At 64.1% G+C, this 23,210-nt stretch carries 22 protein-coding genes; 9 read left to right on the top strand and 13 right to left on the bottom strand.

What is annotated here, in order from left to right:
• Window positions 1–181 precede the first annotated feature (181 nt).
• The 6 genes from argG to K289_RS0132965 all read right to left on the bottom strand — a co-directional run bounded on the left by argG (window position 182) and on the right by K289_RS0132965 (window position 6,088).
• Window positions 182–1,519: an argininosuccinate synthase gene (gene argG, locus K289_RS0132990; protein ID WP_027555363.1), complete on the bottom strand. Its 1,338-nt coding sequence runs from the start codon at window positions 1,517–1,519 to the stop codon at window positions 182–184.
• Window positions 1,520–1,613: 94 nt separating this feature from the next.
• Window positions 1,614–2,390, bottom strand: coding sequence for a phosphatase PAP2 family protein (locus tag K289_RS0132985; RefSeq protein ID WP_027555362.1), 777 nt, complete (start codon window positions 2,388–2,390; stop codon window positions 1,614–1,616).
• Between the two features lie 57 nt (window positions 2,391–2,447).
• Window positions 2,448–2,942, bottom strand: coding sequence for a hypothetical protein (locus tag K289_RS0132980; RefSeq protein WP_027555361.1), 495 nt, complete (start codon window positions 2,940–2,942; stop codon window positions 2,448–2,450).
• A 170-nt stretch (window positions 2,943–3,112) separates the two neighbouring features.
• The gene (gene rlmN / locus K289_RS0132975) at window positions 3,113–4,315 is read right to left on the bottom strand and encodes a 23S rRNA (adenine(2503)-C(2))-methyltransferase RlmN (protein WP_027555360.1); all 1,203 of its coding nucleotides are present in this window, start codon (window positions 4,313–4,315) and stop codon (window positions 3,113–3,115) included.
• Between the two features lie 184 nt (window positions 4,316–4,499).
• The gene (locus K289_RS0132970; RefSeq protein WP_027555359.1) at window positions 4,500–5,135 is read right to left on the bottom strand and encodes an invasion associated locus B family protein; all 636 of its coding nucleotides are present in this window, start codon (window positions 5,133–5,135) and stop codon (window positions 4,500–4,502) included.
• A gap of 113 nt (window positions 5,136–5,248) precedes the next feature.
• The gene (locus tag K289_RS0132965; RefSeq protein ID WP_027555358.1) at window positions 5,249–6,088 is read right to left on the bottom strand and encodes an SDR family oxidoreductase; all 840 of its coding nucleotides are present in this window, start codon (window positions 6,086–6,088) and stop codon (window positions 5,249–5,251) included.
• 217 nt (window positions 6,089–6,305) lie between these two features.
• Between K289_RS0132965 and K289_RS0132960 the strand changes: the two genes are divergently transcribed.
• The 3 genes from K289_RS0132960 to K289_RS0132950 all read left to right on the top strand — a co-directional run bounded on the left by K289_RS0132960 (window position 6,306) and on the right by K289_RS0132950 (window position 9,814).
• Entirely contained in the window at window positions 6,306–7,280 is a 975-nt protein-coding gene (locus tag K289_RS0132960) for an NADPH:quinone oxidoreductase family protein (protein WP_027555357.1), read from the top strand.
• A gap of 482 nt (window positions 7,281–7,762) precedes the next feature.
• A complete protein-coding gene (locus tag K289_RS0132955) occupies window positions 7,763–8,629 on the top strand; it encodes a hypothetical protein (RefSeq protein ID WP_027555356.1) in 867 nt (288 codons plus the stop codon).
• Between the two features lie 18 nt (window positions 8,630–8,647).
• Window positions 8,648–9,814 carry a TAXI family TRAP transporter solute-binding subunit gene (locus tag K289_RS0132950; protein WP_027555355.1) on the top strand — a complete coding sequence of 389 codons (1,167 nt, stop codon included), beginning with the start codon at window positions 8,648–8,650 and terminating at the stop codon, window positions 9,812–9,814.
• Window positions 9,815–10,039: 225 nt separating this feature from the next.
• Here K289_RS0132950 and K289_RS0132945 read toward each other — a convergent pair whose 3' ends face one another.
• The gene (locus tag K289_RS0132945) at window positions 10,040–10,435 is read right to left on the bottom strand and encodes a YkvA family protein (protein ID WP_027555354.1); all 396 of its coding nucleotides are present in this window, start codon (window positions 10,433–10,435) and stop codon (window positions 10,040–10,042) included.
• A gap of 88 nt (window positions 10,436–10,523) precedes the next feature.
• Complete coding sequence (locus K289_RS0132940; RefSeq protein ID WP_027555353.1) at window positions 10,524–10,826, bottom strand: 4a-hydroxytetrahydrobiopterin dehydratase; 303 nt, start codon at window positions 10,824–10,826, stop codon at window positions 10,524–10,526.
• Between the two features lie 147 nt (window positions 10,827–10,973).
• On the opposite strand from K289_RS0132940, the gene K289_RS0132935 reads away from it, so the two are divergent.
• Window positions 10,974–12,419 carry a TAXI family TRAP transporter solute-binding subunit gene (locus K289_RS0132935; RefSeq protein ID WP_027555352.1) on the top strand — a complete coding sequence of 482 codons (1,446 nt, stop codon included), beginning with the start codon at window positions 10,974–10,976 and terminating at the stop codon, window positions 12,417–12,419.
• A 237-nt stretch (window positions 12,420–12,656) separates the two neighbouring features.
• Window positions 12,657–14,204 (top strand): alkaline phosphatase, encoded by a 1,548-nt coding sequence (locus K289_RS0132930; protein ID WP_027555351.1) that lies wholly within the window; start codon window positions 12,657–12,659, stop codon window positions 14,202–14,204.
• Between the two features lie 6 nt (window positions 14,205–14,210).
• Here K289_RS0132930 and K289_RS0132925 read toward each other — a convergent pair whose 3' ends face one another.
• Window positions 14,211–14,603 (bottom strand): response regulator, encoded by a 393-nt coding sequence (locus tag K289_RS0132925; RefSeq protein WP_027555350.1) that lies wholly within the window; start codon window positions 14,601–14,603, stop codon window positions 14,211–14,213.
• Window positions 14,604–14,787: 184 nt separating this feature from the next.
• Between K289_RS0132925 and K289_RS0132920 the strand changes: the two genes are divergently transcribed.
• The 3 genes from K289_RS0132920 to K289_RS0132910 all read left to right on the top strand — a co-directional run bounded on the left by K289_RS0132920 (window position 14,788) and on the right by K289_RS0132910 (window position 19,092).
• Entirely contained in the window at window positions 14,788–15,558 is a 771-nt protein-coding gene (locus tag K289_RS0132920) for a Crp/Fnr family transcriptional regulator (RefSeq protein WP_027555349.1), read from the top strand.
• A 277-nt stretch (window positions 15,559–15,835) separates the two neighbouring features.
• On the top strand, window positions 15,836–17,662 hold the full coding sequence (gene typA / locus K289_RS0132915; protein WP_027555348.1) for a translational GTPase TypA: 1,827 nt from the start codon (window positions 15,836–15,838) through the stop codon (window positions 17,660–17,662).
• Between the two features lie 182 nt (window positions 17,663–17,844).
• Window positions 17,845–19,092, top strand: a complete 1,248-nt coding sequence (locus K289_RS0132910) for an NAD(P)/FAD-dependent oxidoreductase (RefSeq protein ID WP_027555347.1) — start codon at window positions 17,845–17,847, stop codon at window positions 19,090–19,092.
• A 131-nt stretch (window positions 19,093–19,223) separates the two neighbouring features.
• Here the strand turns inward: K289_RS0132910 and K289_RS0132905 are convergent, their stop codons facing one another.
• From K289_RS0132905 to K289_RS0132890, 4 genes are all read right to left on the bottom strand, one after another.
• On the bottom strand, window positions 19,224–19,631 hold the full coding sequence (locus K289_RS0132905) for a thiol-disulfide oxidoreductase DCC family protein (protein ID WP_027555346.1): 408 nt from the start codon (window positions 19,629–19,631) through the stop codon (window positions 19,224–19,226).
• Between the two features lie 61 nt (window positions 19,632–19,692).
• On the bottom strand, window positions 19,693–21,012 hold the full coding sequence (locus tag K289_RS0132900; protein WP_027555345.1) for an SDR family oxidoreductase: 1,320 nt from the start codon (window positions 21,010–21,012) through the stop codon (window positions 19,693–19,695).
• A gap of 8 nt (window positions 21,013–21,020) precedes the next feature.
• Window positions 21,021–21,488 carry a DUF2269 domain-containing protein gene (locus tag K289_RS0132895; RefSeq protein ID WP_027555344.1) on the bottom strand — a complete coding sequence of 156 codons (468 nt, stop codon included), beginning with the start codon at window positions 21,486–21,488 and terminating at the stop codon, window positions 21,021–21,023.
• On the bottom strand, window positions 21,485–22,384 hold the full coding sequence (locus K289_RS0132890; RefSeq protein WP_027555343.1) for a S9 family peptidase: 900 nt from the start codon (window positions 22,382–22,384) through the stop codon (window positions 21,485–21,487). Before K289_RS0132890 ends, K289_RS0132895 begins: the two co-directional genes overlap by 4 nt.
• Window positions 22,385–22,649: 265 nt before the next feature.
• On the opposite strand from K289_RS0132890, the gene K289_RS0132885 reads away from it, so the two are divergent.
• On the top strand, window positions 22,650–23,159 hold the full coding sequence (locus K289_RS0132885; protein ID WP_027555342.1) for a GNAT family N-acetyltransferase: 510 nt from the start codon (window positions 22,650–22,652) through the stop codon (window positions 23,157–23,159).
• Window positions 23,160–23,210 lie beyond the last annotated feature (51 nt).

Below are 23,210 nucleotides of genomic sequence, written 5' to 3'. Positions count from 1 at the left end.
TGCCGCCCGCGGAAAGATTCTGGCTTGCTTCGCTTCGCTCGCAATGACGATTGAGGTTACAGCACAGTGCGAACTCGTAGGGTGGGCAAAGGCGCATTAGCGCCGTGCCCACCGCGCCGCTGCAGTTATAGAAGGATGGTGGGCACGCTTCGCTTTGCCCACCACCCTACGATTCCCGGCATCAGCCCTTGTCGCTCTCGAGCCGAAATATCTGCGAGCCTTCGCTGCCCGACAACAAGCCGGTGTCGGTGTAAAGCTTCAGCTTGGTGCGGGTGTCCGCGATGTCGAGATTGCGCATCGTCAACTGGCCGATGCGATCGGCCGGCGTGAACGCCGCGTCTTCCACCTTCTCCATGCTGAGCCGCTCCGGCGCATAGGTGAGGTTCGGGCTTTCCGTATTCAGAAGCGAATAATCGTTGCCGCGGCGCAGCTCCAGCGTCACCTCGCCGGTGACGGCGCGCGCGACCCAGCGCTGCGCGGTCTCACGCAGCATCAGCGCCTGCGAATCGAACCAGCGGCCCTGGTAGAGCAGACGGCCGAGGCGCAGGCCGCTGATGCGGTACTGCTCGATGGTGTCCTCGTTATGGATGCCGGTGACAAGCCGCTCATAGGCGATGTGCAGCAGCGCCATGCCGGGCGCCTCGTAGATGCCGCGGCTCTTGGCCTCGATGATGCGGTTCTCGATCTGGTCGCTCATGCCGAGACCATGGCGGCCACCGATGACATTGGCTTCGAGGAACAGCGCGACGGGATCGGCAAACGTCTGACCGTTGAGCGCCGTTGGCTGGCCTTCCTCGAAACGCACCACGACCTTCTCGGCCGTCACGGCGCAGTCATCGCGCCAGAACGGCACGCCCATGATCGGGTTGACGATCTTGATGCCGCTGTCGAGGCTCTCGAGATCCTTCGCCTCATGCGTGGCGCCGAGCAGATTGCTGTCGGTCGAATAGGCCTTCTCGGCGCTCATCTTGTAAGCAAAGCCCTGGGCGGTCATGAACGCCGACATTTCGGCGCGGCCGCCGAGCTCGTCGATGAACTGCTGGTCGAGCCAGGGCTTGTAGATGCGCAGGCTCGGATTGGTTAGAAGGCCGTAACGATAGAAGCGCTCGATGTCGTTGCCCTTGAAGGTCGAGCCGTCGCCCCAGATGTTGACGCCGTCCTCCTTCATCGCGGCGACCAGCATCGTGCCGGTCACGGCGCGGCCGAGCGGCGTGGTGTTGAAGTAAGTGATGCCGCCGGTCGAGATGTGGAATGCGCCGGACTGGATCGCGGCGATGCCCTCATGGACCAGCTGCGTGCGGCAATCGACGAGCCGCGCCTTTTCGGCGCCGAACTCCATCGCCTTGCGCGGGATCTCGTTGTAGTCGGCCTCATCCGGCTGGCCGAGATTGGCGGTGTAGGCGTAGCAGCGCGCGCCCTTCTGCTTCATCCAGAGCAGCGCAGCGCTGGTGTCGAGACCGCCCGAGAAAGCGATGCCGACTTTTTCTCCCTTGGGCAGGCTTTTCAGGATCGTGGTCATGGGGCTTCCAATCGGGTCTTAAAGGGCTGATGTCATTGAAGGGTTTGACCGCGCGAATATCAAATTTCGCGCGCCGGAGCACGCGTTTAATGGCTCAGAGCGAGGCTGCGGGGCCGGTTTTGCGGCTGAACAGGCGCTGGCGAAGCCGGTATCCGGGCCAGGCCAGCCGGGTCAGGGCGGCATCGACCGCCTCGTCCGACAGCCGTGTCCGCGGCCAGCGGTAAATCAGGGCGTAGGCAAACCAGATCACGACGAAGGTGACGAGGCCGGCGATCGCGACATCGGTGAAGAAATGGCCGCCGAAGGCCATGCGGAGCCCGCTGGTCACGGCTCCAAATACCAATGCTCCGGCATAGGCGAGCGGCCGCCACGCCGGCGGAGCCAAAGCGGCCGGCGCCAGCGTCCAGAAAGCGGTTGAGCCCTCGCCGGAGAAGAACGAGCAATTGCGCGTGCACGCGCCGCGTGGATCCCACCACGGCACGAACTGCTGATCACCGGCGAACTGGGTCACGACCACCGGGCGCGGCCGACCCCAATAAGTCTTGAAGGTGAGATTGGCGAGGATCACGGCCGACAGCGTCAGCGTCGCGAGCAGGAAGATCATCGCGCGCCCCGAGACCATCAGCGGCCGGTCGGGGCGGATCAGCTTGACCACGAGCGCCACCAGCGAGGGCAGCGCGAACGCCCAGGCGACCCACATCGCGGCGTCACGCGCAAAGCTGGCCCAGCCGTTCAGCTTGAGCGGAAAGGTCCTTGCTTCGGGATCGAAGAACAGCGATGCGAGCTTGAGATCGAGTTCGGGATAGAGGCCGAAGACGACGCCGATCACGAGCCAAAGCGCCAGGGCGATGAAGAGTCCGGTCCGGTTCATGGCGCGCGGTTTAGCGGAGTGGAGAGGAGATGGAAACCCTCGTCAGTCATCACGCAACTACGGCGGGTCCGGCCGAGAATTCAACGGCAGCGGCGGTGGCGGCTTGCGCGAGGGCGGCGGATGGCGCCAGGCACCGGCGTTACGGCCGGCGATCAACCAGTAGACGACGCCCGCGACGATGCCCGCCCCTGTCATGATTTCCAGATGGCGCCGCACGATGCCTTCGAACTGCATCGTCTCGGGATGGAAGGGCACGAGGCCGAGATAGCAGGCCAGCCCGACGAGGCCACCGCCGACCGCATAAGTGAGCACGCTGCGGATGTAGAGCGCTTCGGTGATCGCCACGATCACCATGGCTGGCACCAGTGCGAAGCCGGAGACGAAGATGAAGCCGAAGCCGAGCAGGATGTCGATCGTGCCTGCATCGACGGGACCGGCGCCAAGATCGGAGAATTCCGGAAACAAGAGCGCACCGACGACGATCATGCCTCCCACCACGCAGGAGGCGAGAAAGCCGATGAAGATCACGACGAGGCGGCCGATCAGTGGCATAGCGGGAAAGCCAAAATTGTCGTCATTGCGAGCCACCGGGTCCGCGCAAAGCGCGGCCCGATGACAGGCTGCGCGAAGCAATCCAGAAACGGGTCCGCGGAGACAGCCTGGATTGCTTCGTCGCTGCGCTCCTCGCAATGACGAAGCTGCGATAGCGCAGGCATATTCTACTAATCCGTCATCGCCATGGCGCGCAGCGCCTGGCGCTCGCGGGCCGAGAGCTTTTCGGTCTCCGACTTGAGTTGGCCGCAGGCCGCGAGAATGTCGCGGCCGCGCGGCGTGCGCACCGGCGAGGAATAGCCGGCGTTGAAGATGTATTCGGAGAATTTTTCGATCTGGTCCCAGTCCGAGCATTCATAGGCCGTGCCCGGCCATGGATTGAACGGAATGAGGTTGATCTTGGCCGGAATGCCCTTGAGCAGCTTCACCAGCAGCTTCGCATCGTCGAGCGAATCGTTGACGCCCTTGAGCATCACATATTCGAAGGTGATGCGCCGCGCATTCGACGCACCCGGATAGTCGCGGCATGCCTGCAGCAATTCTGCGATCGGATATTTGCGGTTGAGCGGCACGAGCTCGTTGCGCAGTTCATCACGCACCGCATGCAGCGAGATCGCGAGCATCACGCCGATCTCGTCGCCGGCGCGCACGATGTTCGGCACCACGCCGGAGGTCGACAGCGTGATGCGGCGGCGGGAGATGCCGATGCCTTCATTGTCGCCGACGATGAGCAGCGCATCGCGCACCGCATCGAAATTATAGAGCGGCTCGCCCATGCCCATCATCACGATGTTGGTGACGAGGCGCGTGCCGTTCTCGCGATCGGCCCAATCGTTGAGGCGGTCGCGCGCTACCATCACCTGGCCGACGATCTCGCCGGCGGTGAGGTTACGCACCAGCCGCTGCGTGCCGGTGTGACAGAACGCGCAGTTCAGCGTGCAGCCGACCTGGGAGGAGACGCAGAGCGTACCGCGATCGGTCTCGGGAATGTACACGCATTCGACCTCGTGCGCCTTCTCGACATTGTCGCCGCTCGGCAGCCGCAACAGCCATTTGCGGGTGCCGTCGTTCGAAATCTGCTCGGCCACGACCTCGGGCCGGTCGACGGTGAAACGCTCCGACAACTCGGTACGGATGGTCTTCGAGATCGACGTCATCTCGTCGAAATTCCTGGCACCACGGAAGTAGATCCAGTGCCACAATTGCTGCACGCGCATCTTGCGCTGCGCCAGCGCCACGCCGATCTCGCCGAGGCAATCGGCGAGCTCGCTGCGCGACAGTCCGATGAGCGACGGCTTGGCCGGCGGCACATAGGTCTCGAGCGGAGTCTTCTCCACCAGTGTTGCGTTGTGCGGCTCGGCAGTCGACTGCATTGAATGGACCTGGAGGTTATCTTGGTCGTTCCGGGATGGTCCGAAGGACCAGACCCGGAACCTCGAGATTCTAGGTTCGATGCTTCGCATCGCCCCGGAATGACGGAATTCAGGAAGCGTATAGCGCTAATGGCGCCCCTTATATAGCGACTGAGACCGCGATTACGACTAACCGCCTACAACTCTACCGCCGGCAATCCTGGGCGATCTTGTCGAGTGCCTGGGCGAGGCCCTTCAGCGAGAAGGTATCCGTCGTCTCCGTACCCTTGGCCGAGACGCCCTTGACCACGAGATCGGCGGATTTGCGCATCGCCTCGACCATCCGCTCCTCCTCGGCCGCATTCTTGATCCAGAGGCCGTCGCCCTGCGTGTACATGGCGAAGGCAGCGCCGCCGACCTCGACCGTCGATTCCGAGCCCGGCTTCAGGGCGTAGCCGATCATGACCGAGACTTCGTTGTTTACCTTTTCCGCCGGCCGGGTCGAGACGAAGGCATAGGCGGGGTCACGCGGCCGATTCGGCGGGTTGGTTTTCGACGATGCGGGCTTTGCCAGCGCAAAGCAGACCTTTTTGCCGTTGGGCGTGGCGGAATACGCTCCCCAGGTGCCAAACTGGCCGATCAGGGTCGGCTCGGCGCCGCCGGCAACCGCCGCGGGAGGCGCCACCGGTTTGCTCTCGGGCTTGGCAGCCGTCTTTGCGGCCGGAGCGGCGGGTTTTGCCGCTGCCTTTGGCGCCGGTTGCGCCGTCTGCGCGCGCGCGGAACCCATGGTTCCCCACGCCGCCACGCCAGTCACCAAAGCTAAAACAAGCACCCGCCACATGCCCGAGTGGTTCCCTCAATATTGTGACTGGAAGATGGCCCGCGTGAATCGTGTCCCCAGCCAGGGATAGCGGGGAAAGCCTAGCTTGGGAAGGCAGTTAGCAGGACATGCGGCTAGCTGCGGGTGCGTGCGGCACGCTGTTCGGCCCATTGAGAATCGGTCCAGCGCAACAGGTCCTCGGCGCCGGAACTGCGCAAATGCGCGCCGCCGTCGATCACCACCATCTCGCCGTTGATGTAGCCCGCGCGGTCCGAGACCAGGAAGCTGGCGAGGTCGGCAAGCTCGCTGTGCTCACCGGTACGACCGAGCGGATTGCGCGATGCCCACCCCTCGTCGCGGGCCTCCGGGCGGAGCTGCCCGGAGGCGCCGGCGGTCGGGAACGGCCCCGGTGCGATCGCGACGGTGCGGATGCCCTTCGGGCCCCATTCCACCGCAAGGCTTTTGGTCATCGCCAGCACCGCCGACTTCGCCATCGCGGACGGCACGGTGAAGGCCCGCCCCGTGATGGTCGAGGTCGAGAGGATCGAGAGCACGACGCCGTCATGCCTGCCCTCGATCCAGCGCTTGCCGGCCGCGAGCGTGCAATACATCGCGCCGTGCAGCGTCGGCGCCAGGATCGCATCCGCGGCGCGAAACGACAGATGCTCGCTCTGCGCAATGAAGGTCGCGGCAGCGTTGTTGACGAGAATGTCGAGCGGCACCGCGCGCCAAATCGCGTCCATCATGCCGTCGACGGCGGCACCGTCACGGATGTCGCAAGCGATGGTCGTGACCTTGCCGCCGGTCTGTTCGCGCATCTCCGTCGCAGCTGCCTCTAGCCGGTCGAGCTTGCGGCCGCAGATCACGAGCTCGGCGCCGAGCGCGAGAAAGCGCCGCGCCATCGCGGCGCCGAGGCCCGAGCCGCCACCAGTGACGAGGATGCGCTTGTCCCTGAGCAGACCTGTTTCAAACATCGTTTGAATCCTCCCTTCGATACTCCCGTCATTGCGAGCGCAGCGAAGCAATCCAGACTATTTCCGCGACACGGATTCTGGATTGCTTCGCTTCGCTCGCAATGACGAGGATAGGCCAGAGCGCCACATTCGACAAAGAAACCGGATTGTCGCCCGACGCTAAATCCGGCAGAAACAGGCAAACTATAATTCTGTCTGAAACGCTTCAGGTGCCGCCATGAAAGCCATCCTCTGCACGCAATATTGCCAACCCGACGATCTCGTTCTGGCCGATGTGCCGGATCCGGTGGCGGGTCCCGGTGAAGCGGTGATCGCGATCAAGGCCGCGGCGCTGAACTTCTTCGACATCCTGATGATCCAGGGCAAGTATCAGATCAAGCCGCCCTTCCCGTTCTCACCGGCCGCCGAGGTCGCCGGTGTGATCGAGAGCATCGGCCCCGGCGTTACTGATCTCAAAGTCGGCGATCGCGTCGTTGCGTCCTGCGGTCATAACGGCGCGCGCGAGAAGATCGCGCTGCCGGCGGCATCGATCGTGAAGATTCCCGACAATCTCGACTACGACCGCGCGGCCGGCATCATCATCATCTACGGCACGGCGCTGCATGCGCTGGAAGATCGCGCGAGCCCGAAGCCGGGCGAGACGCTCGCGGTGCTTGGCGCAGCCGGTGGCACCGGCCTTGCGGCTTGTGAGCTCGGCAAGCTGATGGGGCTGAAGGTGATCGCCTGCGCCTCGTCCGACGAGAAGCTCGCCTTCGCCAAGGCGCATGGCGCCGAGCTGACGCTGAATTATGGCAAGGAAGATTTGAAGGAAGGCCTGCGCAAGCTCACCGACGGCAAAGGCGTCGACATCATCTTCGATCCCGTGGGCGGCGCCTATGCCGAGCAGGCGCTGCGTTCGATCGCCTGGGAAGGCCGCTTCCTCGTGATCGGATTTGCCGCCGGCGACATTCCGAAGATGCCGCTGAACCTCGCGCTGCTGAAGGGCTGCGACATCCGCGGCGTGTTCTGGGGCGCCTGGACGCGGCTCAACCCGGCGAAGAACCGCGCCAATCTCGAGAAGCTTGTGAAGTGGACGGCGGAAGGAAAGATTTCATCGCATGTCGACCGCACCTTCCCGTTGGCACAGACCGCGGATGCGCTGAAGGTGCTCGCCGGCCGCCAGGCCATGGGCAAGGTGATCCTGCATCCCTGAGGTGATGCTGGCGTTACCGCGCCGGTGCTCTCAACTGTCATCGCCCGCCTTGTGCGCAATTGCGCACGGGGCGGGCGATCCAGAGATCTAGCCGGGAAGCCGCAGGATACAGGATGCTCCGATCCCGGCTCCGCCAAGGCCACGCCGGGCCACAAGGTCGCGCGGCCGCCGAAGCTTCAGCGAAGACGGCAAGCGTGGGCATGACGGCAGGGTGTGTGACAAGTGCGTGACAACCCCAGAGGGTATTTGGGCGCCGCGGCATGGTAAAGTGGCCTCAACCACTGCGAGCAAAATTATGGTGCATTTCGTCTCGCCGCCTAAATCAAACCTAAATTTTTCCAGATTCGCACAAACGGCTGTCGTTTTTTGGGCTGATTCAAACGGCGATTTACCGGTTCCAGTTTGCCGGGGCGCTTCTGGACAAAAGCAAGAAAACTGAAGCGGGAATGCCCCTGCGTTGCGTAATAATGGGGAGCATAACCATGGAGACGACGGCGTACCGCGCGTCCAGGGAATCGAGCGCGTTCGGTTCCGATCAAGCCGCATCTTACCCTTATATCCGTGCGCGCGCCGCACGGGCTGACCTTTCACCGGACGATCCGGTTCCACTTTTTCTGTCCGATCCGCTCAGCGCGCCGGACCCAGAAGAATTCGCGCCACTGGTGTTGCAGCCCAGAGGCAGGATCGTCCCGCGGATCCTCGCCGCCATTCTGGTGGCGTCCGCCGCGGTAACTTTGGGCGCGGTATTTCAGTCCGACCTTCGTAACCTTGTCGTCTCCTATGCCGGTGGCCTGGCAGGTGCGGCAGACCAGGCCATGGCGGCGGCCAATCCGCTGCCCGCAAAGCCGCAGACGCCGGTCAAGGATGCGGCCCGCGTGAGCGACACGAAGCTGGCGAGCGCCGACGCGCAGGATGTCGCTGCACCGTCAACGCCGAGCCGCGAAGCGATCGCGACCGCCTATCAGAACGCGCTGCAAGCCCAGACGCCGGCGCCCGCGCCCGTCGCGGCGCAGCCTGCGCCTGTGCCTGTGCCTCCTCCTCCGCCCGCCAAGGCACTCCCCGCCAGAACACTCGATGCCGACACGCTGGCCGGGCTGATGACGCGCGCGAAGAGCCTGTTGACGGTCGGCGATATCGTTTCCGCGCGCTTGCTGCTCGAACGGGCGGCGAATGCACAGGATGCGACCGCGGCGTTTCTGCTGGCGCAGACCTATGACGCGGCGGTGCTCGGCACCAACGACACGCGGAGCATCACCGCCGACGCGACGGTCGCGCGCGACTGGTACCAGAAGGCGGCGGGTCTCGGATCGGCGGAGGCGCGGCAGCGCCTCACCCAGCTTCAGAACTAGAACTTTTTAGAGGATATCATGCGTAATGCTTTGAGAATGGCGCTGGCCGCCATCATGACCGTCTGTGCCTTCGCGGCGCGCGCCGAACAGACCGAATACGATCCGGCCAAGGTCTCGGACAGCCTGAAGGCCATCTTCCAGTTCGGATCGAGCTCGACCAAGCAGGCGCTGAACGCCAACACCGTCACGCTGATCACCGGCACGATCGGCGGCACCTATGTGCAATTCGGCGCCGACCTCGCGTCCGTGCTCGACGACGGCAACAAGATCCGCGTTCTGCCGATCGTCGGCCGCGGCTCGGTGCAGAGCGTCGCCGACATCCTGTTCCTGCAAGGCGTCGATCTCGGCGTCGTGCGTGCCGACACGCTCGACTATCTCGAGCGCAAGGGTTTTGCCAAGGACATCAAGAAGCAGTTCACCTATGTGACGAAGCTCTACAACGAAGAGATGCAGGTGATCGCGCCGAAATCGATCGCCACGCTCAAGGATCTCGAAGGCAAGACGGTCAGCGTCGACCTGCCCAATGGCGGCACCTTCGTCACCGCGCTCACGGTGTTCGAGCGGCTCGGGATCAAGGCGAATTTCGTCTATATCGAGCAGCGGATCGCGATGGAGAAGCTGAAGGCCGGCCAGATCGACGCCGTCATCGTGGTCGGCGGCAAGCCGTACAAATCGGTCTCGACCTTCAGCAATGACGGCCGCTTCCATCTCGCAGGCGTGGATTATGCAAAGCCGCTGCAGAGCGACTATCTGCCGGCGACGCTGACGTCCAAGGACTATCCGAACCTGATCAAGGAAGGCGAGACCGTGGACACGATCGCGGTGCCTGCGGTGCTCGCGGCCTATAATTGGGCGCCGAACACCGAGCGCTATCGCAAGCTGTCGCTGTTCGTGGACGCGTTCTTCACCAAATTCCCGGCGCTGCAGAATCCGCCGTTCCATCCCAAGTGGAAGGAGGTCTCGCTCGCAGCGCCGCTGGCCGGCTGGAACAGGTTGCCCGTGGCGCAGCAATGGCTCGACAAGCATGGCATCGAGCCAGTGACGCGGCAGCGCTTCGAAGCGTTCCTGAAGCAGAATCCCGCGGCCGCAAAGGTGTCCGACGCAGAGAGGGAAACGCTGTTCAAGCAATTCCAGGCCTGGGACGCCGAGAATGCGCGGGCGCAGGCGAAGCCGGAGAAGAAGTAAGGGGCGTCATTGCGCGGAGCGAAGCGACGAAGCAATCGCCGCGGAGACATCTCTGGATTGCTTCGCTTCGCTCGCAGTGACGAGCTTGTGGTGCGCGCCGCCCACACACACGACGTCATCGCCCGCCTTGTGCCCAATTGCGCACTGGAGCGGGCGATCCAGTATTCCAGAGACACTGCGAGGATACAGAGGCCGCGGCGCACGACAGTGGAACGTGCGGGTTCGTTACGACGCAGCTTCCACTTCCACTTCCGCTTCACTCATGCCACGCTTCAGCGCAGCGCGCGCGGCTTCGCGATGCTCATTCGTGATGTGGCCGGCGACCAGACGAATGGCGGTGGCGAGCACGGCGGCGTCATCGGTGAAGCCGAGCATCGGCATCATGTCGGGGACGAAGTCGAACGGCAGGATGAAATAGGCGAGCGCGCCAAGTAGCGACGCCTGCACGTGGCGCGGCGTCTGCCTGTCGAAGGCGCAGTAATAGGCGGCGAGCAGATCCTCCGCGAACGGCAGACGCGCGACGACACGCTTCAGCTTGCGCCAGAAGCGGCGGCGCACGCCTTCACGATCTTCCGCGAGCCGATCGGCCGGCTCGAAGCCGACACTCTGTTCGGCGGACATGGTCAAACTCCCCGTTCAGCCCGGCGCGGCGGATCGCCGCATCCGGTGCTGATCACAAGATGGGGATGCCGCCGCCCCCCGCAAGACGTCAGGTAGGTGTAAGCTTGGCGATCGCGTTCATCGCTTTGGCGAGCTCGATGTCGCGTGCCGTGACGCCGCCGGCGTCATGGGTCGCCAGCACCACCTCGACCGTCTTGTAGACGTTACGCCATTCGGGATGGTGATCCATCTTCTCGGCGACCAACGCCGCGCGCGTCATGAAGCCGAAGGCTTCGTTGAAATCCTTGAAGACAAAGGTCTTCCCGATCGCCTCGCGGCCCCCCAGCTCGGCCCAGCCCGGTATCCCGCTCAACGCCTGCTTTCGTGCATCTGCCGACAGCCGCTCTGCCATGATCGCCTCCGTCCTTCAGCGGAACTTTACCCTAACACCGTGCTGGCGCCCTGGTTCATCCGGATTTCGTCCGCTAACCATGACGCAGATGTAACCCGCGCTGGACAGGAAATTTGCTACAATTACGGGCCTAAATCGCCGGCCAAGATGAAACCGAGCCTGAAACGCCTGTTTGGAAGATCGATGACCGGGGGTCTGGACCTCGCCGAAGCGCCCACGCCGCCTTCGCCGCGATCCGCGGCGCGGAAGACGGCGCTCGTGTCCCTGGCTTTGGTGCTCGCGATCGTCGGCACGCTCGCCGGCGGCTACTATTTCGCGATGCGGCCGGTCACGCTGAAGATCGCGGTCGGCCCCGCCAACAGCGATGACGTCAAGGTCGTGCAGACGCTGACGCAGGCCTTCTCGCAGAGCAAGGGCTATGTGCGGCTGCGCCCGATCCAGACCGAGGGCGCGACTGCAAGCGCCGACGCGCTCGCAGCGGGCAAGGTGGATCTCGCCATCGTGCGCGGCGATCTCGACGTGCCGAAGAACGCGCAAGCCGTCGCGACCCTGCGCAAGAACGTCGTCGTGCTGTGGGCCGTCGCGGGCAAGGGCAAGAAGAAGGGCGCCAAGATCACCAAGATCGCGCAGCTAGCCGGCCGTCGTGTCGGCGTCGTCGGCCGCACGCAGGCCAACGTCAATCTGCTCAAGGTGATCCTGCAGCAATACGGCGTCGATCCCGCCAAAGTCGAGGTCGTGCAATTCCCGGCCAGTGAGGTCGCCGAGGCGATCAAGGCTCAGAAGGCCGATGTCTATCTCGCGGCCGGTCCGGTCAACAGCAAGATCACGTCGGACGCGATTGCGGCATCGGTCAAGGAGGGCGGTTCGCCGACCTTCCTCGCCATCGATTCCGCCGATGCGATCGCGCAAAACCATCCGGCCTATGAATCCGCCGAAATCCCCGCCGGCACTTATGGCGGCTCGCCCGACCGTCCCGACGAGGAGGTCAAGACGATCAGCTTCTCCCATCACATCGTGGCGCGCAAAGGCCTGTCGGAGACCACCGTCGCGGCCTTCACCCGGCAGCTCTTCGCCGTGCGTCAGCAATTGGTGGCGGAGTTCCCGCTGGCGGCGAAGATCGAAACGCCCGATACCGACAAGGACGCCGTGATTCCGGTGCATCCCGGAGCGGCCGCTTTCGTCGACGGCGAGGAAAAGACCTTCCTCGACAAATACAGCGACTACATCTGGTGGAGCCTGATGGCGCTCTCCGCCATGGGCTCGATCGGCGCCTGGTTCGCGGGCTATCTGAAGAAGGACGAGCGCGACGGCAACAGCCACCTGCGTGAGCGACTGCTCGACATGATCGCCGCCGCGCGGAAGAGCGAGACCACCGAAGAGCTCGACCAGATGCAGGCCGAGGCCGACGACATCCTGCGCGACACGCTGCGCTGCTTCGATCACGGCGCGATCGAGGAGAGTGCGCTCACGGCTTTCAACATCGCGCTCGAGCAATTCCACGTGGCGGTCGCCGACCGCAAGGCGCTGCTGCTCAGCATGCCGGCAAGCCTGCAACGCGCCGGCGCGCAATTCCGGGCCGCCGGCAACGCGTAAGCACTTGCGTGCGTTATTGCTGCGTCACATTGTCTCAATATAGCTTTCGTGGTCATTCCGGGGCGCACGACGCGCGAACCCGGAATCCATCGAACCGCATAGGCCGGGAGGAATGGATTCCGGGCTCGCGCCTAACGGCGCGCCCCGGAATGACGAACGTAAGAATCCGCGGAAACCAGGTACTGCCACCCGGTATGTCGGTGCTGTCTGCGACGCCCCTCTCGAAACGAACCCGCCATGACAATCAAATTCTCCCGCCGCCGTTTCCTCTCGACCAGCGCCGGTGCACTTGGCGCGATCGCGATGCCGCATCTGTCGCGCGCGGCCGACCGGCCGGCGATCAGCCATGGCGTGCAATCCGGTGACGTCACCGTCGATGGCGGCGTGGTCTGGGCCCGTGCCGACCGTCCGTCGCAGATGCTGGTCGACGTGGCGACGACGGAGTCGTTCAAGGACGCCCGCGCGCTGCCGCCGATCGCGGCGCTGCCTGAAAGCGACTTCACCGCGAAGATGCTGCTGGAAAACCTTCCCGCAGGCCAGGATATCTTCTACCGCGTCCGCTTCCGCGACCTCTCCCACACCGCGATCGAAGGCGAGCCGGCGGTCGGCCGCTTCCGCACCGCGCCGGCCGATCGCCGCGACGTCAGCTTCGTCTGGGGCGGCGACGTCGCAGGTCAAGGCTGGGGCATCAATCCCGATGATGGCGGCATGTTCACCTTCTCGGCGATGCGCAAGCACCGTCCGGATTTTCTGCTGCACTCGGGCGACACCATCTACGCCGACGGCGTGATCCCGTCCGAGGTCAAGCTCGCCGACGGCAAGATCTGGAAGAACGTCACGATCCCCGAGAAGGCCAAGGTCGCCGAGACGCTGGACGAGTATCGCGCCGCGCACAAATACAATTTCACCGACGACAATGTCCGCGCCTTCAATGCCGAGGTGCCGATCTTCGTGCAGTGGGACGATCACGAGGTGACCAACAACTGGTCGCCGTCGAAAGAGCTGCCCGCGACCTACAAGGAGCGCAACATCACGCTGCTGGCGGCGCGCGCCGCGCGAGCCTTCCACGAGATGTATCCGATGCGCGAGAGCATCGTGGAGCCGGGTCGGGTCTATCGCCAGATCTCCTACGGCCCGCACCTCGACGTGTTCGTGCTGGACGAGCGCAGTTATCGCGGCCCGAACGGAGCGAACCAGGAGACGGCTTACGGCCCAGCGGCCTACTTCCTCGGGCCGGATCAGATGGCCTGGCTGAAGCGCGGCCTGCTCAACTCGCGCGCGACATGGAAGGTGATCGCCTCCGACATGCCGCTCAGCCTGATCGTCTATGACGATGCGGCGAACAAGAAGGGCTCGGAGGCCTTCGCGCAAGGCGACGGACCGCCGCGCGGTCGCGAGCTCGAGATCGCCGATCTCCTGCGCTTCATCAAGATGGCGCCGATCAGGAACACGGTGTGGCTGACCGCAGACGTGCACTACGCCGCCGCGCACTATTACGACCCGAACAAGGCACAATTCCAGGATTTCGAACCGTTCTGGGAATTCGTCTCGGGCCCGCTGCACGCCGGCACCTTCGGTCCGAACGAGCTCGACAATACGTTCGGGCCTGACGTGCGCTTCATCAAGGCGCCCGGCCTCGACAAGCAGAACCTGCCGCCGTCCGCCGGCATGCAGTTCTTCGGTCACGTCAAGATCGATGGCGCGTCCGGTCAGATGACGGTGACCTTGCGCGACCGCGCTGATGTCGCGCTGTGGTCGACTACACTGGACCCGATGCCGGCCTGATGCGCCTCAGCGCGAGCTGGCGGCGCGCACCTGCAGCGCCGCCTCCAGCGCGTCGCTCGAACACGGTTTCTGCAGTCGCGCCCGTTTGGAAAATTCCGGCGGAATGCTTGCTTCGGCGCCATAGCCGGTGACGAAGACGAACGGGATCTTCAGCACGGCCAGGCGTTCCGCGATGGCAAAACTCTTCTCGCGGACGAGTTCGACATCGAGCAATGCAAAATCGGGTGCGCGCTTCGCGATCGCCTGGAGCGCCTGTGCGACCGAGGCCACTGTCCGCACACTCTTCACACCGAATCCCATCAGGCGATCCTCGAAATCGATCGCGATGATCGGATCGTCCTCGACGATCAACACATCGGCGGGAACGCCGACCAAGTCGTCCGGGAGAGCAGGTTCCATGATCCTGGTTATCGAAGGCTGCATTTTTTCGGGTCAGGACAGCCTCAGCCCGACGCCCGCGCCCAGCGCATCGGAGGGTTCCCGGAACAAAGCTCACCACAGAGCCGTTTTTACGTCTGTCCACTTGTGCACACAGCCGACGAACGGACCTCGCTAATGTCGAAAGGAGAGCAGGGGACATACGATGGTTGCACGCACGGGCAAGGCCTTCGCGGTCGATGGTCGACCTGCCAACAATCTGCTGCGGTGCTTGAGCGCGGCGGATTATGCGCTGCTCGCGCCGCACGTCGCGTTTGAGAACGCTGCGGCAAGTGATCTGCTCTACAATCCCGGCGACGATGTCCAGGTCGTGCATTTTCCCTGTGGGCCATCGCTTGCCACCTTCCTCGTACCGAACGAGGACGGCCGCGACGTCGAGACCATTCTGGTTGGCCGTGAAGGTGCAGTCGGCGGCATCGTCAGTGAGGGGTTTCTGCCGGCCTATACTCGCATCTGCGTGAAGTTCGGCGGGCCGTTTGCACGCATCCATGTCGGCAAGCTGGAAGCGGCCAAATTGCATTCGCCATCGTTGCGCAACGTTTTCGCGCGTTACGCCGATTGCTTGCTGGCGCAGATCTTCCAGTCGACCGCGTGCAACGCCATCCACTCGATCGAGCAACGGACCGCAAAGTGGATTTTGGCGGCGATGGAGCGGACCGGCGACGAGAGCAGCGTGCCGCTGACGCATGAGCAGCTCGCGACCCTGCTCGGTGTCGGTCGCAGCTATGCCAGCCGCGTCCTCCAGTCATTCAAGGCGGAGGGCATTCTCGATACCCGCCGCGGCTCGATCCTGGTCCGGAGCCGCGACGGCCTGCGCCTGCGCGCCTGCCTGTGCAATGACGCGGTCAAGACCCATTTCGAGGAGGTCCTGCGCGGGGTCTACCCGACCGAGGAGGCGGATCGGAGCCCGGCCTGAGGCCGGAACACCGGCCAAGTCCCCCGACGCCCCGCTAAGCCCCGGGGATTCCCGGACAAAATTCAGTCAACCAAGCGCGTAAGAACGCATTGTTTTTTGGCGTTTTTTGCCTATATTGCGCTGCAAACGCGTAGGGTGCCCGGCTGGCTGGCCGGGTTTCCTTTTTGGGCCGAAAGCGCCCCCGTTTCCTGTCTTCCAGCGTTGTTTCGAGAAGAGGTCCCGGTCTGACCGGCGAGATCGCGCTTAACCCATTGTTCGACCGCAAAGAAGCTCACTCATGAACCTTCGCAACGTCGCCATCATCGCCCACGTCGACCACGGCAAGACGACCCTCGTCGACCGCCTCCTCCAGCAATCCGGCACGTTCCGCGAGAACCAGAAGGTGACCGAACGCGCCATGGACTCCAACGATCTGGAGCGTGAGCGTGGCATCACCATCCTGGCCAAGGCGGCCTCGGTGCAGTGGAAGGAAACCCGCGTCAACATCGTCGACACTCCCGGCCACGCCGATTTCGGCGGTGAGGTCGAGCGCATTCTCAACATGGTGGACGGCGCCCTGGTGCTGGTCGACGCCGCCGAGGGCCCGCTGCCCCAGACCAAATTCGTGGTCTCCAAGGCGCTCAAGGTCGGCCTCAAGCCGATCGTCGTCATCAACAAGGTCGACCGCCCCGACGCGCGCCCGACCGAAGTCATCAACGAGGTGTTCGACCTGTTCGCCGCGCTCGACGCCAGCGAGGAGCAGCTCGATTTCCCGATCCTCTATGGGTCGGCCAAGCAGGGCTGGATGGCCGAGAGCCCCGAGGGTCCGAAGGACAAGGGCATGGAGCCGCTGTTCGACCTGATCCTGCGCCATGTCGCGCCGCCGAAGGTCGAGGAAGGTCCGTTCAAGATGATCGGCACCATCCTGGAGGCCAATCCCTATCTCGGCCGCATCATCACCGGCCGAATCTCGTCCGGCGTGCTCAAGCCGAACCAGCAGGTCAAGGTGCTGAACGCCGACGGCAAGCTGGTCGAGTCCGGGCGCATCACCAAGATCCTGGCGTTCCGCGGCCTCGAGCGCACGCCGCTCGATGAAGCCGAAGCCGGCGACATCGTCGCCATCGCGGGCCTGACCAAGGGCACCGTCGCCGACACCTTCTGCGATCCCACCGTCGAAGTGCCGCTACCGGCGCAGCCGATCGATCCGCCGACCGTGTCGATGTCGTTCATCGTCAACAACTCCCCGCTCGCAGGCACCGAAGGCGACAAGGTGACGAGCCGCATGATCCGCGACCGTCTGCTGCGCGAGGCCGAAGGCAATGTCGCGCTGCGCGTCGTCGAGGCCGCCGACAAGGACGCGATGGAAGTCTCGGGCCGCGGCGAATTGCAGCTCGCGATCCTGATCGAGACCATGCGCCGCGAAGGCTTTGAGCTCTCGGTGTCGCGCCCGCGCGTCGTGTACCAGAAGGACGAAGCCACCGGCGCCACCATGGAGCCGATCGAGGAGGTCGTGATCGACGTCGACGAGGAGCATTCCGGCGTCGTCGTGCAGAAGATGAGCGAGCGCAAGGCCGAGCTGATCGAGATGAAGCCGTCCGGCGGCAACCGCCAGCGCCTGGTGTTCTACGCGCCGACCCGCGGCCTGATCGGCTATCAGGGCGAGCTCCTCACCGACACCCGCGGTACCGCGATCATGAACCGCCTGTTCCACGGCTATGCCCCGTACAAGGGCGAGATCCAGGGCCGCCGCAACGGCGTCCTGATCTCCAACGACCAGGGCGACGCGGTGGCCTACGCCATGTTCAAGCTGGAAGACCGCGGCCCGATGATGATCGAGCCGGGCTGGAAGGTCTATCGCGGCATGATCGTCGGCGAGCACACGCGCGACAACGATCTCGAGATCAACGTGCTCAAGGGCAAGCAGCTCACCAACATCCGCACCACGTCCAAGGACGAAGCGGTGCGTCTGACGCCTCCGATCAAGATGACGCTGGAAAAGGCGCTCGCCTATATCGAGGACGACGAGCTCGTCGAGGTCACCCCGAAGTCGATCCGCCTGCGCAAGAAGCACCTCGATCCGAACGAGCGCAAGCGCGCGGAAAAGGCCAAGGAAGCGGTGGCGTAAGGCCACCCCGCTGTCATTCCCCGCGAAAGCGGGGAATCCAGTACGCCGCAGCTTCTCCGTATTCGTCACCGCCTCTAGACTACTGAACCGCCCGCTCCAGTGCGCAATTGCGCACAAGGCGGGTGATGACGCTCACATTGTGGTGGCTTCAGCGCGCATTGCGAACGTGCTAGAGGCAGCGCATGAGCTCCCTCCCCTCCTCAGTCGACGTCGCGATCATTGGTGCCGGCGCTGCCGGGCTCGGCGCGGCGCATGCACTGAAGGATTCCGGCCTGTCCGTGGTCGTACTTGAAGCGCGCGACCGCACCGGCGGACGCGCGTGGACCGTGCAGGCCTCGCCGGAGGTGACGTTCGACGTCGGCTGTGGCTGGCTGCATTCGGCGGACAACAACTCCTTCGTCCCGATCGCCAAACGGCTTGATTTCGAGATCAACAAAGACCTGCCGCCATGGCGCGAGCGCGCCTATGGCAACGCTTTTCCGCAAAGCGAACGCGACGAATTCATGCGCGCAATAGACGCATTCTATGAACGTCTTTGGGACGCCGCGCAAAAAGGCAAGGACGAGCCGGCGAGCCAAAGCCTTGAGCCCGGCAATCGCTGGAATCCGATGATCGACGCGATCTCGACCTACATCAACGGCTGCGAACTGAAGGATATGTCGACGCTGGACTGGGACGCCTACGAGGACAGCAACCTCAACTGGCGCATCCGCCTCGGCTATGGCGCGCTGATTGCGGCCTATGGCGAAAACTGCCCGGTGGCGTTGAACTGCAATGTCGCGCTGATCGATCATTCCGGCAAGCGCATCCGTCTCGAAACATCGCAGGGCACGCTGACCGCGGACAAGGTGATCGTCACCGTTCCGACCAATTTGATCGCTGACGAAGCAATTCGCTTCTCGCCGCCTTTGCGCGCCAAGGTCGATGCCGCTCGCGGCCTGCCGCTCGGCGTCGACGACAAGGTGACGCTTGCACTCGACGGCGCGGATGCCTTCCCCAAGGAAGGAAACCTGCGCGGCGCGACCATGCGCACAGAGATGGGCACCTATCATATCCGCCCGTTCGGCCAGCCCTGTATCGAGGGCTTTTTCGGCGGCAGTTTTGCGCGCGAGCTGGAAGACGCCGGTGATGGTGCCATCGCTGCGCACAGCATCAACGAGATCGCCGGCTTCCTCGGCAACGACATCCGCCGCAAGCTGAAGCCGCTCTATGAGTCCCGCTGGGCCCTGGATCCCTTCGCACGCGGCTCCTATTCGCACGCCCTGCCCGGCCACGCCGGCGACCGCGCCATTCTGGCCGCGCCGGTCGACGGCCGGTTGTTCTTCGCGGGGGAAGCGACGTCGCCGAACTTCTTCACGACCGCGCACGGGGCGCGGGACAGTGGGGAGCGGGCGGCGAAGGAAGTGCTGGCGGCGATGCCGAAGGCGTAGCAGCAGACTCCGTCATTGCGAGCCACCGGGTCCGCGCAAAGCGCGGCCCGATGACAGGCTCCGCGAAGCAATCCAGACTGTCACCGCGGAAACATCCTGGATTGCTTCGCAGCGCTCGCAGCAATGACAGGCTATTCGATCACCCGCGCCCGCAAGTCCGCGTCAAGCGCGAAGCACGCATCATACTTGCCGAAAATGCGGTAGCGGTTGCGCGCGATGAGACTGTACACGGCATCACGCAGCGGCTTCGGCACGGCAAGCAGCGCGCGCACCCAGCCCCAACCGGAGAGCTGCGACAGCACCGTCAGCGCAGCGTCTGACTTCAAGAATACCTCGCCGCCGTGAACTACGGCGTTGGTGTCGGGATCCTCAGGATCAATCCCGAACGTCTTCGCCAGCCGCGTCCCGTAGTCCGACTGGATCGGCGTGAAACGGAAACGCTTCGCCGTATCGCGCTGCGCGACGAAGCGGACCCAGCGCGAGCAGAAGATGCAGACGCCGTCGAACAGGATCACGTCGTCGTCGGGCCATTTGGGCATCAGGGTCTCTTTCTTGACGCGTTTTCTTCGCGCGAACCGGCGACCACTTCGCTCGAAAACGCTATCGGTTATCCAACATCATGAGCGCCACCAGCATCAACACGATGGCAGGTCCGGTCTTCACGAGCGCGCCGAGTGGCTCGATCCAGAGATCGGGCGCGAGGATCGCAGAGCCGACCATGTAACCGAGCGAGGCGATGATACCTGCGACGAGGCCGAAGGCCGACGTACGGCGCAAGGCGATCAGCCCGCCGATGCTCATATCCATCAGGCTCGTGCCGATCGTGATAGGATCGACCAGCGCCGATGGGAAGTTGTGCGCCGTCAGGATGCCGGCGGCGGCGCGGTAGGAGACGAACAACGCGATGAAGCCGGAGACGACCCAGAACGCCACCAGGCTCCCGATGATCAGCGCCTTGACCAGAAACAGCCGCGCGAACCATTTGTCCTGGATGGTGGCCGGATGCCGGCCGATCGCATCCGTCAGCGTTTTCGGCGCAATTCCGGTCGCGGCGATCCACGCCGAGGGATCACCGCTGACACCGCGGCGCAACTCAGTGATGGCCGTCGAACGCATTGGCGGCATCCAGCCAAGATAATTGGCGACATCGCCTAGTTTCCCCCCGAGTTCGAGTGCAAACGACGGCATCGCAACATGCGGCCAGCCGGCCGTGCCGAACGCAACGCGAAACTGCTTGATGACGCCGGCCATCGTGACCGGCTCTGATTGCATCAGGTCCCAGCTCACGGCCTTCACCGACGCATCATCGATATCGCGCGCGGCAAGCCAGGCGATGGTGGCGGCAATATCCTCGACTGCGACGGGCCGGAACGGCGTCGCCATCTCCTTGTCCGGCAGATCAATCGGAAACGCGGCGAGCGCCCGCAGCAGGGCGCTGCCGCCATAGGCTGACGGTGCGACCACGAAGCCAGGCCGCAGGATCGCATGGACGATGCCGGAGGCCGCGATCACCCGCTCGGCCTCGCGCTTGGTCGTTGCGAACGCGGTGCGATCGGCCTCAGCCGTCCCGGGGATCGAGACGTGCACGAGGCGGATCGCACGGCCGCTATCGCCGATCGCCTCAAGCAGGCGCGCGACGAAATCGCGATGCACGGCATTGGTGTCGCTACCAGCGCCGTCCTGGAGCACGCCAAGGCAGTTCACGACGACGTCGGCCGCGTGCTCGTTCAAGAGATGCGTCAGCGCGGCCGCATCGAGGAAGAGGATCGGCAGTTCGATGTCCAGCGGGCTCATCTTCTGCGCTGGCGACAGGCTCCGCGCGAGACCGATCACGCGAAAGCCTCGCGCCCGGAGATCATCGGTGACGAAGCGGCCGATCAGGCCGGAAGCGCCGAGCAGGAGAACGTTGGCCTTACTCATCGCGTCCCTCAAAACGGCTTTGCGATCATCAGCCAGAGGATCAGCATGGTCGCGCCGAAGCCGGGAAAGCCGAACGCGAACCAGCGGCGGAACAGCACAAAATAGCGCGGTGGGAGGGCGGTGCGCTGGTCGGCGGCCTTGCGCGCGAGATCGCGCATCTCGATCTGCATGAGCACGACGGGGATCCAGAACAGACCGGCCACGACATAGAGCGCGAGCGCGGCGAGTAGCCAGCGCTCCGTGATCGACGTGGCGGAGAGCATCATCAGGAGACCGCCGCTGACCGGCTGCATGATCACGGCCGAGAACGTGAAGATCGCGTCCGCGATCACCACCACCGACGCGGTGCGCGCAATGAATTCCGCGTCCTGCGTGCGATGCGCCATCAGCATGAAGAAGGCGATGCCGGCTCCAGTGCCGAGAATGACGATGGCGCCGAGCACATGCAGATATTTGATCAGGAAATACAGTGTCATGGCTTCTTGGTCGCAACCGGCCTTGGCAGGTTCAGCGCACGTTCGAGCGCCTTGCCCGCGGCTTTGACGCCCGCCTCCGTCTCGATCATCCAGTGGCCTTCGCTGCCAATGGCCGGCACCGCCTGGAAATCCACTTTGCCACCGGCGCTGCGAAACGCATCGGCCAATTGCCCCGCGAAGGCCGGCGAAAAATATGTATCGTTCGCCGCCACGAACCACGTCACAGGCACGCGTGCGGCCTTGCCGAATTCACCCGCCGCGAGCTTCAGCGCATCTGGCGCGCAAACTTTGTCCGGGACGTCATTGGCGTGGCCGCCGCGGCCGGGCGCAGATACGATGATCGCGGAAATGGTCTTCGGATCGGCATTGGCGAGCGCCAGCGCGCCCCATCCGCCGGCGGAATGGCCGATCACGACAGCACCGTCCTTGCGGACGAAATCCTGCTTCCGCAGGAATTCCAGAGCGAACGAAATCTCGTCCGCGGTGATGCGGCCTGAATGCACATAATCGGCCTCGTCACAGCCGCCCTGGTCCTCGACATAGCGGCCGCCGGTCGCGCCATGGCCGAGCCGTTCCGGCACAAGCACGGCAAAGCCGCGCACAGTGAGAAACGCAACGAGCGCGCGGTATTCCGGTTGCGGCATTTGCGCGCGACGCAGCACGTTCTGCGTCGAGGCATGGGCGATGACGGCGAGCCGAAACGGCCCGTCGCCTGCGGGACGAAAGAGCAGGGCATGTGACGCAACCTCACTGCCCGGCGATGGCACGCGCCATTGCTGCCGCCGAAACGGCTCGCCTTCCTCGCCAGAGGGACCCAACGCGACTTGCGCGCGCAGCGGCGGCGCGATGAGCGCGGCCAGTACGGGCAGAAGGGCAAGCGCGTAAGAAAACCGCATGAATCGCTGGAAGCGAGAGGGATCGCGAAGGCCAGACTAGTAGGAACGAATCATTCTGGGCGGACTTTCTGCGTAGCTCCTGCCGTCCATTCGCTGCCGCAACGCAGTTTTGCACCGACGTACGACAAGCCATTGCCGGTCAAAGCGCCGTCTTGTCCTCTTTCGGTACAACATGGTCAAAATACTGATGCAGAAAGTCCACAGGTTAACCCATAATTAACGATAGGTCTTGCCGCCGGCGCGGCGACTTGGTTTGATCGTGTCCATGAGCACAACCCTGATCGAGGTCCGGCCGGCCAAAGCTGCAGATGCGACTGCGGTGGCGTCCACCCATGACGAAGCCTGGCGCTCGGCCTATCAGGGCATCATTCCCGGCGCAGAGCTGGAAAAGCTGATCAACCGCCGCGGTCCGCAATGGTGGGACAGCGCGATCCGCAAGGGCAGCCGCGTCAGCGTGCTGGTATTCGGCGACAAGATCGCCGGCTACGCCAACTACGGTCGCAACCGCGCCCGTAGCCTGCATTTCGACGGCGAGATCTACGAACTCTATCTGCGTCCCGAATTCCAGGGCCTCGGCTTCGGCCGGCGCCTGTTCGCCGCCGCCCGCCGCGACCTGATGCAGAGCAATTTGAAGAGCATGGTGGTGTGGGCGCTCTCCGACAACGATCCGGCGACGGAGTTTTACCGGGCGCTGGGTGGCCGCATGGTGGCGCGCTCCTCGGAGCGGTTCGGGCCGAAATCGCTCGACAAGGTCGCCTTCGCTTGGACCAATTGAGCTGCTGAAACGTCAGCCGGCAGCGATTCCCTCCGTCGATACCGTTGCCTT

It is taken from the genome of Bradyrhizobium sp. Cp5.3 (assembly GCF_000426265.1).
GTDB classification, from domain to species: Bacteria; Pseudomonadota; Alphaproteobacteria; order Rhizobiales; family Xanthobacteraceae; genus Bradyrhizobium; species Bradyrhizobium neotropicale.
Note: the sequence above shows the minus strand (reverse complement) of the source record. Positions and strands in the feature narration are given on the sequence as shown.

Bases quoted from the DNA above. Each gene is read 5' to 3' on its own strand.
- K289_RS0132905 (WP_027555346.1), bottom strand. From the start codon at position 19,631: ATGCCCAAATGGCCCGACGACGACGTGATCCTGTTCGACGGCGTCTGC.
- K289_RS0132935 (WP_027555352.1), top strand. From the start codon at position 10,974: ATGAAACCGAGCCTGAAACGCCTGTTTGGAAGATCGATGACCGGGGGT.
- K289_RS0132910 (WP_027555347.1), top strand. From the start codon at position 17,845: ATGAGCTCCCTCCCCTCCTCAGTCGACGTCGCGATCATTGGTGCCGGC.
- rlmN (WP_027555360.1), bottom strand. From the start codon at position 4,315: ATGCAGTCGACTGCCGAGCCGCACAACGCAACACTGGTGGAGAAGACT.
- K289_RS0132965 (WP_027555358.1), bottom strand. From the start codon at position 6,088: ATGTTTGAAACAGGTCTGCTCAGGGACAAGCGCATCCTCGTCACTGGT.
- argG (WP_027555363.1), bottom strand. From the start codon at position 1,519: ATGACCACGATCCTGAAAAGCCTGCCCAAGGGAGAAAAAGTCGGCATC.
- K289_RS0132940 (WP_027555353.1), bottom strand. From the start codon at position 10,826: ATGGCAGAGCGGCTGTCGGCAGATGCACGAAAGCAGGCGTTGAGCGGG.
- typA (WP_027555348.1), top strand. From the start codon at position 15,836: ATGAACCTTCGCAACGTCGCCATCATCGCCCACGTCGACCACGGCAAG.
- K289_RS0132945 (WP_027555354.1), bottom strand. From the start codon at position 10,435: ATGTCCGCCGAACAGAGTGTCGGCTTCGAGCCGGCCGATCGGCTCGCG.
- K289_RS0132985 (WP_027555362.1), bottom strand. From the start codon at position 2,390: ATGAACCGGACCGGACTCTTCATCGCCCTGGCGCTTTGGCTCGTGATC.
- K289_RS0132925 (WP_027555350.1), bottom strand. From the start codon at position 14,603: ATGGAACCTGCTCTCCCGGACGACTTGGTCGGCGTTCCCGCCGATGTG.
- K289_RS0132930 (WP_027555351.1), top strand. From the start codon at position 12,657: ATGACAATCAAATTCTCCCGCCGCCGTTTCCTCTCGACCAGCGCCGGT.
- K289_RS0132885 (WP_027555342.1), top strand. From the start codon at position 22,650: ATGAGCACAACCCTGATCGAGGTCCGGCCGGCCAAAGCTGCAGATGCG.
- K289_RS0132980 (WP_027555361.1), bottom strand. From the start codon at position 2,942: ATGCCACTGATCGGCCGCCTCGTCGTGATCTTCATCGGCTTTCTCGCC.
- K289_RS0132895 (WP_027555344.1), bottom strand. From the start codon at position 21,488: ATGACACTGTATTTCCTGATCAAATATCTGCATGTGCTCGGCGCCATC.
- K289_RS0132955 (WP_027555356.1), top strand. From the start codon at position 7,763: ATGGAGACGACGGCGTACCGCGCGTCCAGGGAATCGAGCGCGTTCGGT.
- K289_RS0132970 (WP_027555359.1), bottom strand. From the start codon at position 5,135: ATGTGGCGGGTGCTTGTTTTAGCTTTGGTGACTGGCGTGGCGGCGTGG.
- K289_RS0132950 (WP_027555355.1), top strand. From the start codon at position 8,648: ATGCGTAATGCTTTGAGAATGGCGCTGGCCGCCATCATGACCGTCTGT.
- K289_RS0132900 (WP_027555345.1), bottom strand. From the start codon at position 21,012: ATGAGTAAGGCCAACGTTCTCCTGCTCGGCGCTTCCGGCCTGATCGGC.
- K289_RS0132890 (WP_027555343.1), bottom strand. From the start codon at position 22,384: ATGCGGTTTTCTTACGCGCTTGCCCTTCTGCCCGTACTGGCCGCGCTC.
- K289_RS0132960 (WP_027555357.1), top strand. From the start codon at position 6,306: ATGAAAGCCATCCTCTGCACGCAATATTGCCAACCCGACGATCTCGTT.
- K289_RS0132920 (WP_027555349.1), top strand. From the start codon at position 14,788: ATGGTTGCACGCACGGGCAAGGCCTTCGCGGTCGATGGTCGACCTGCC.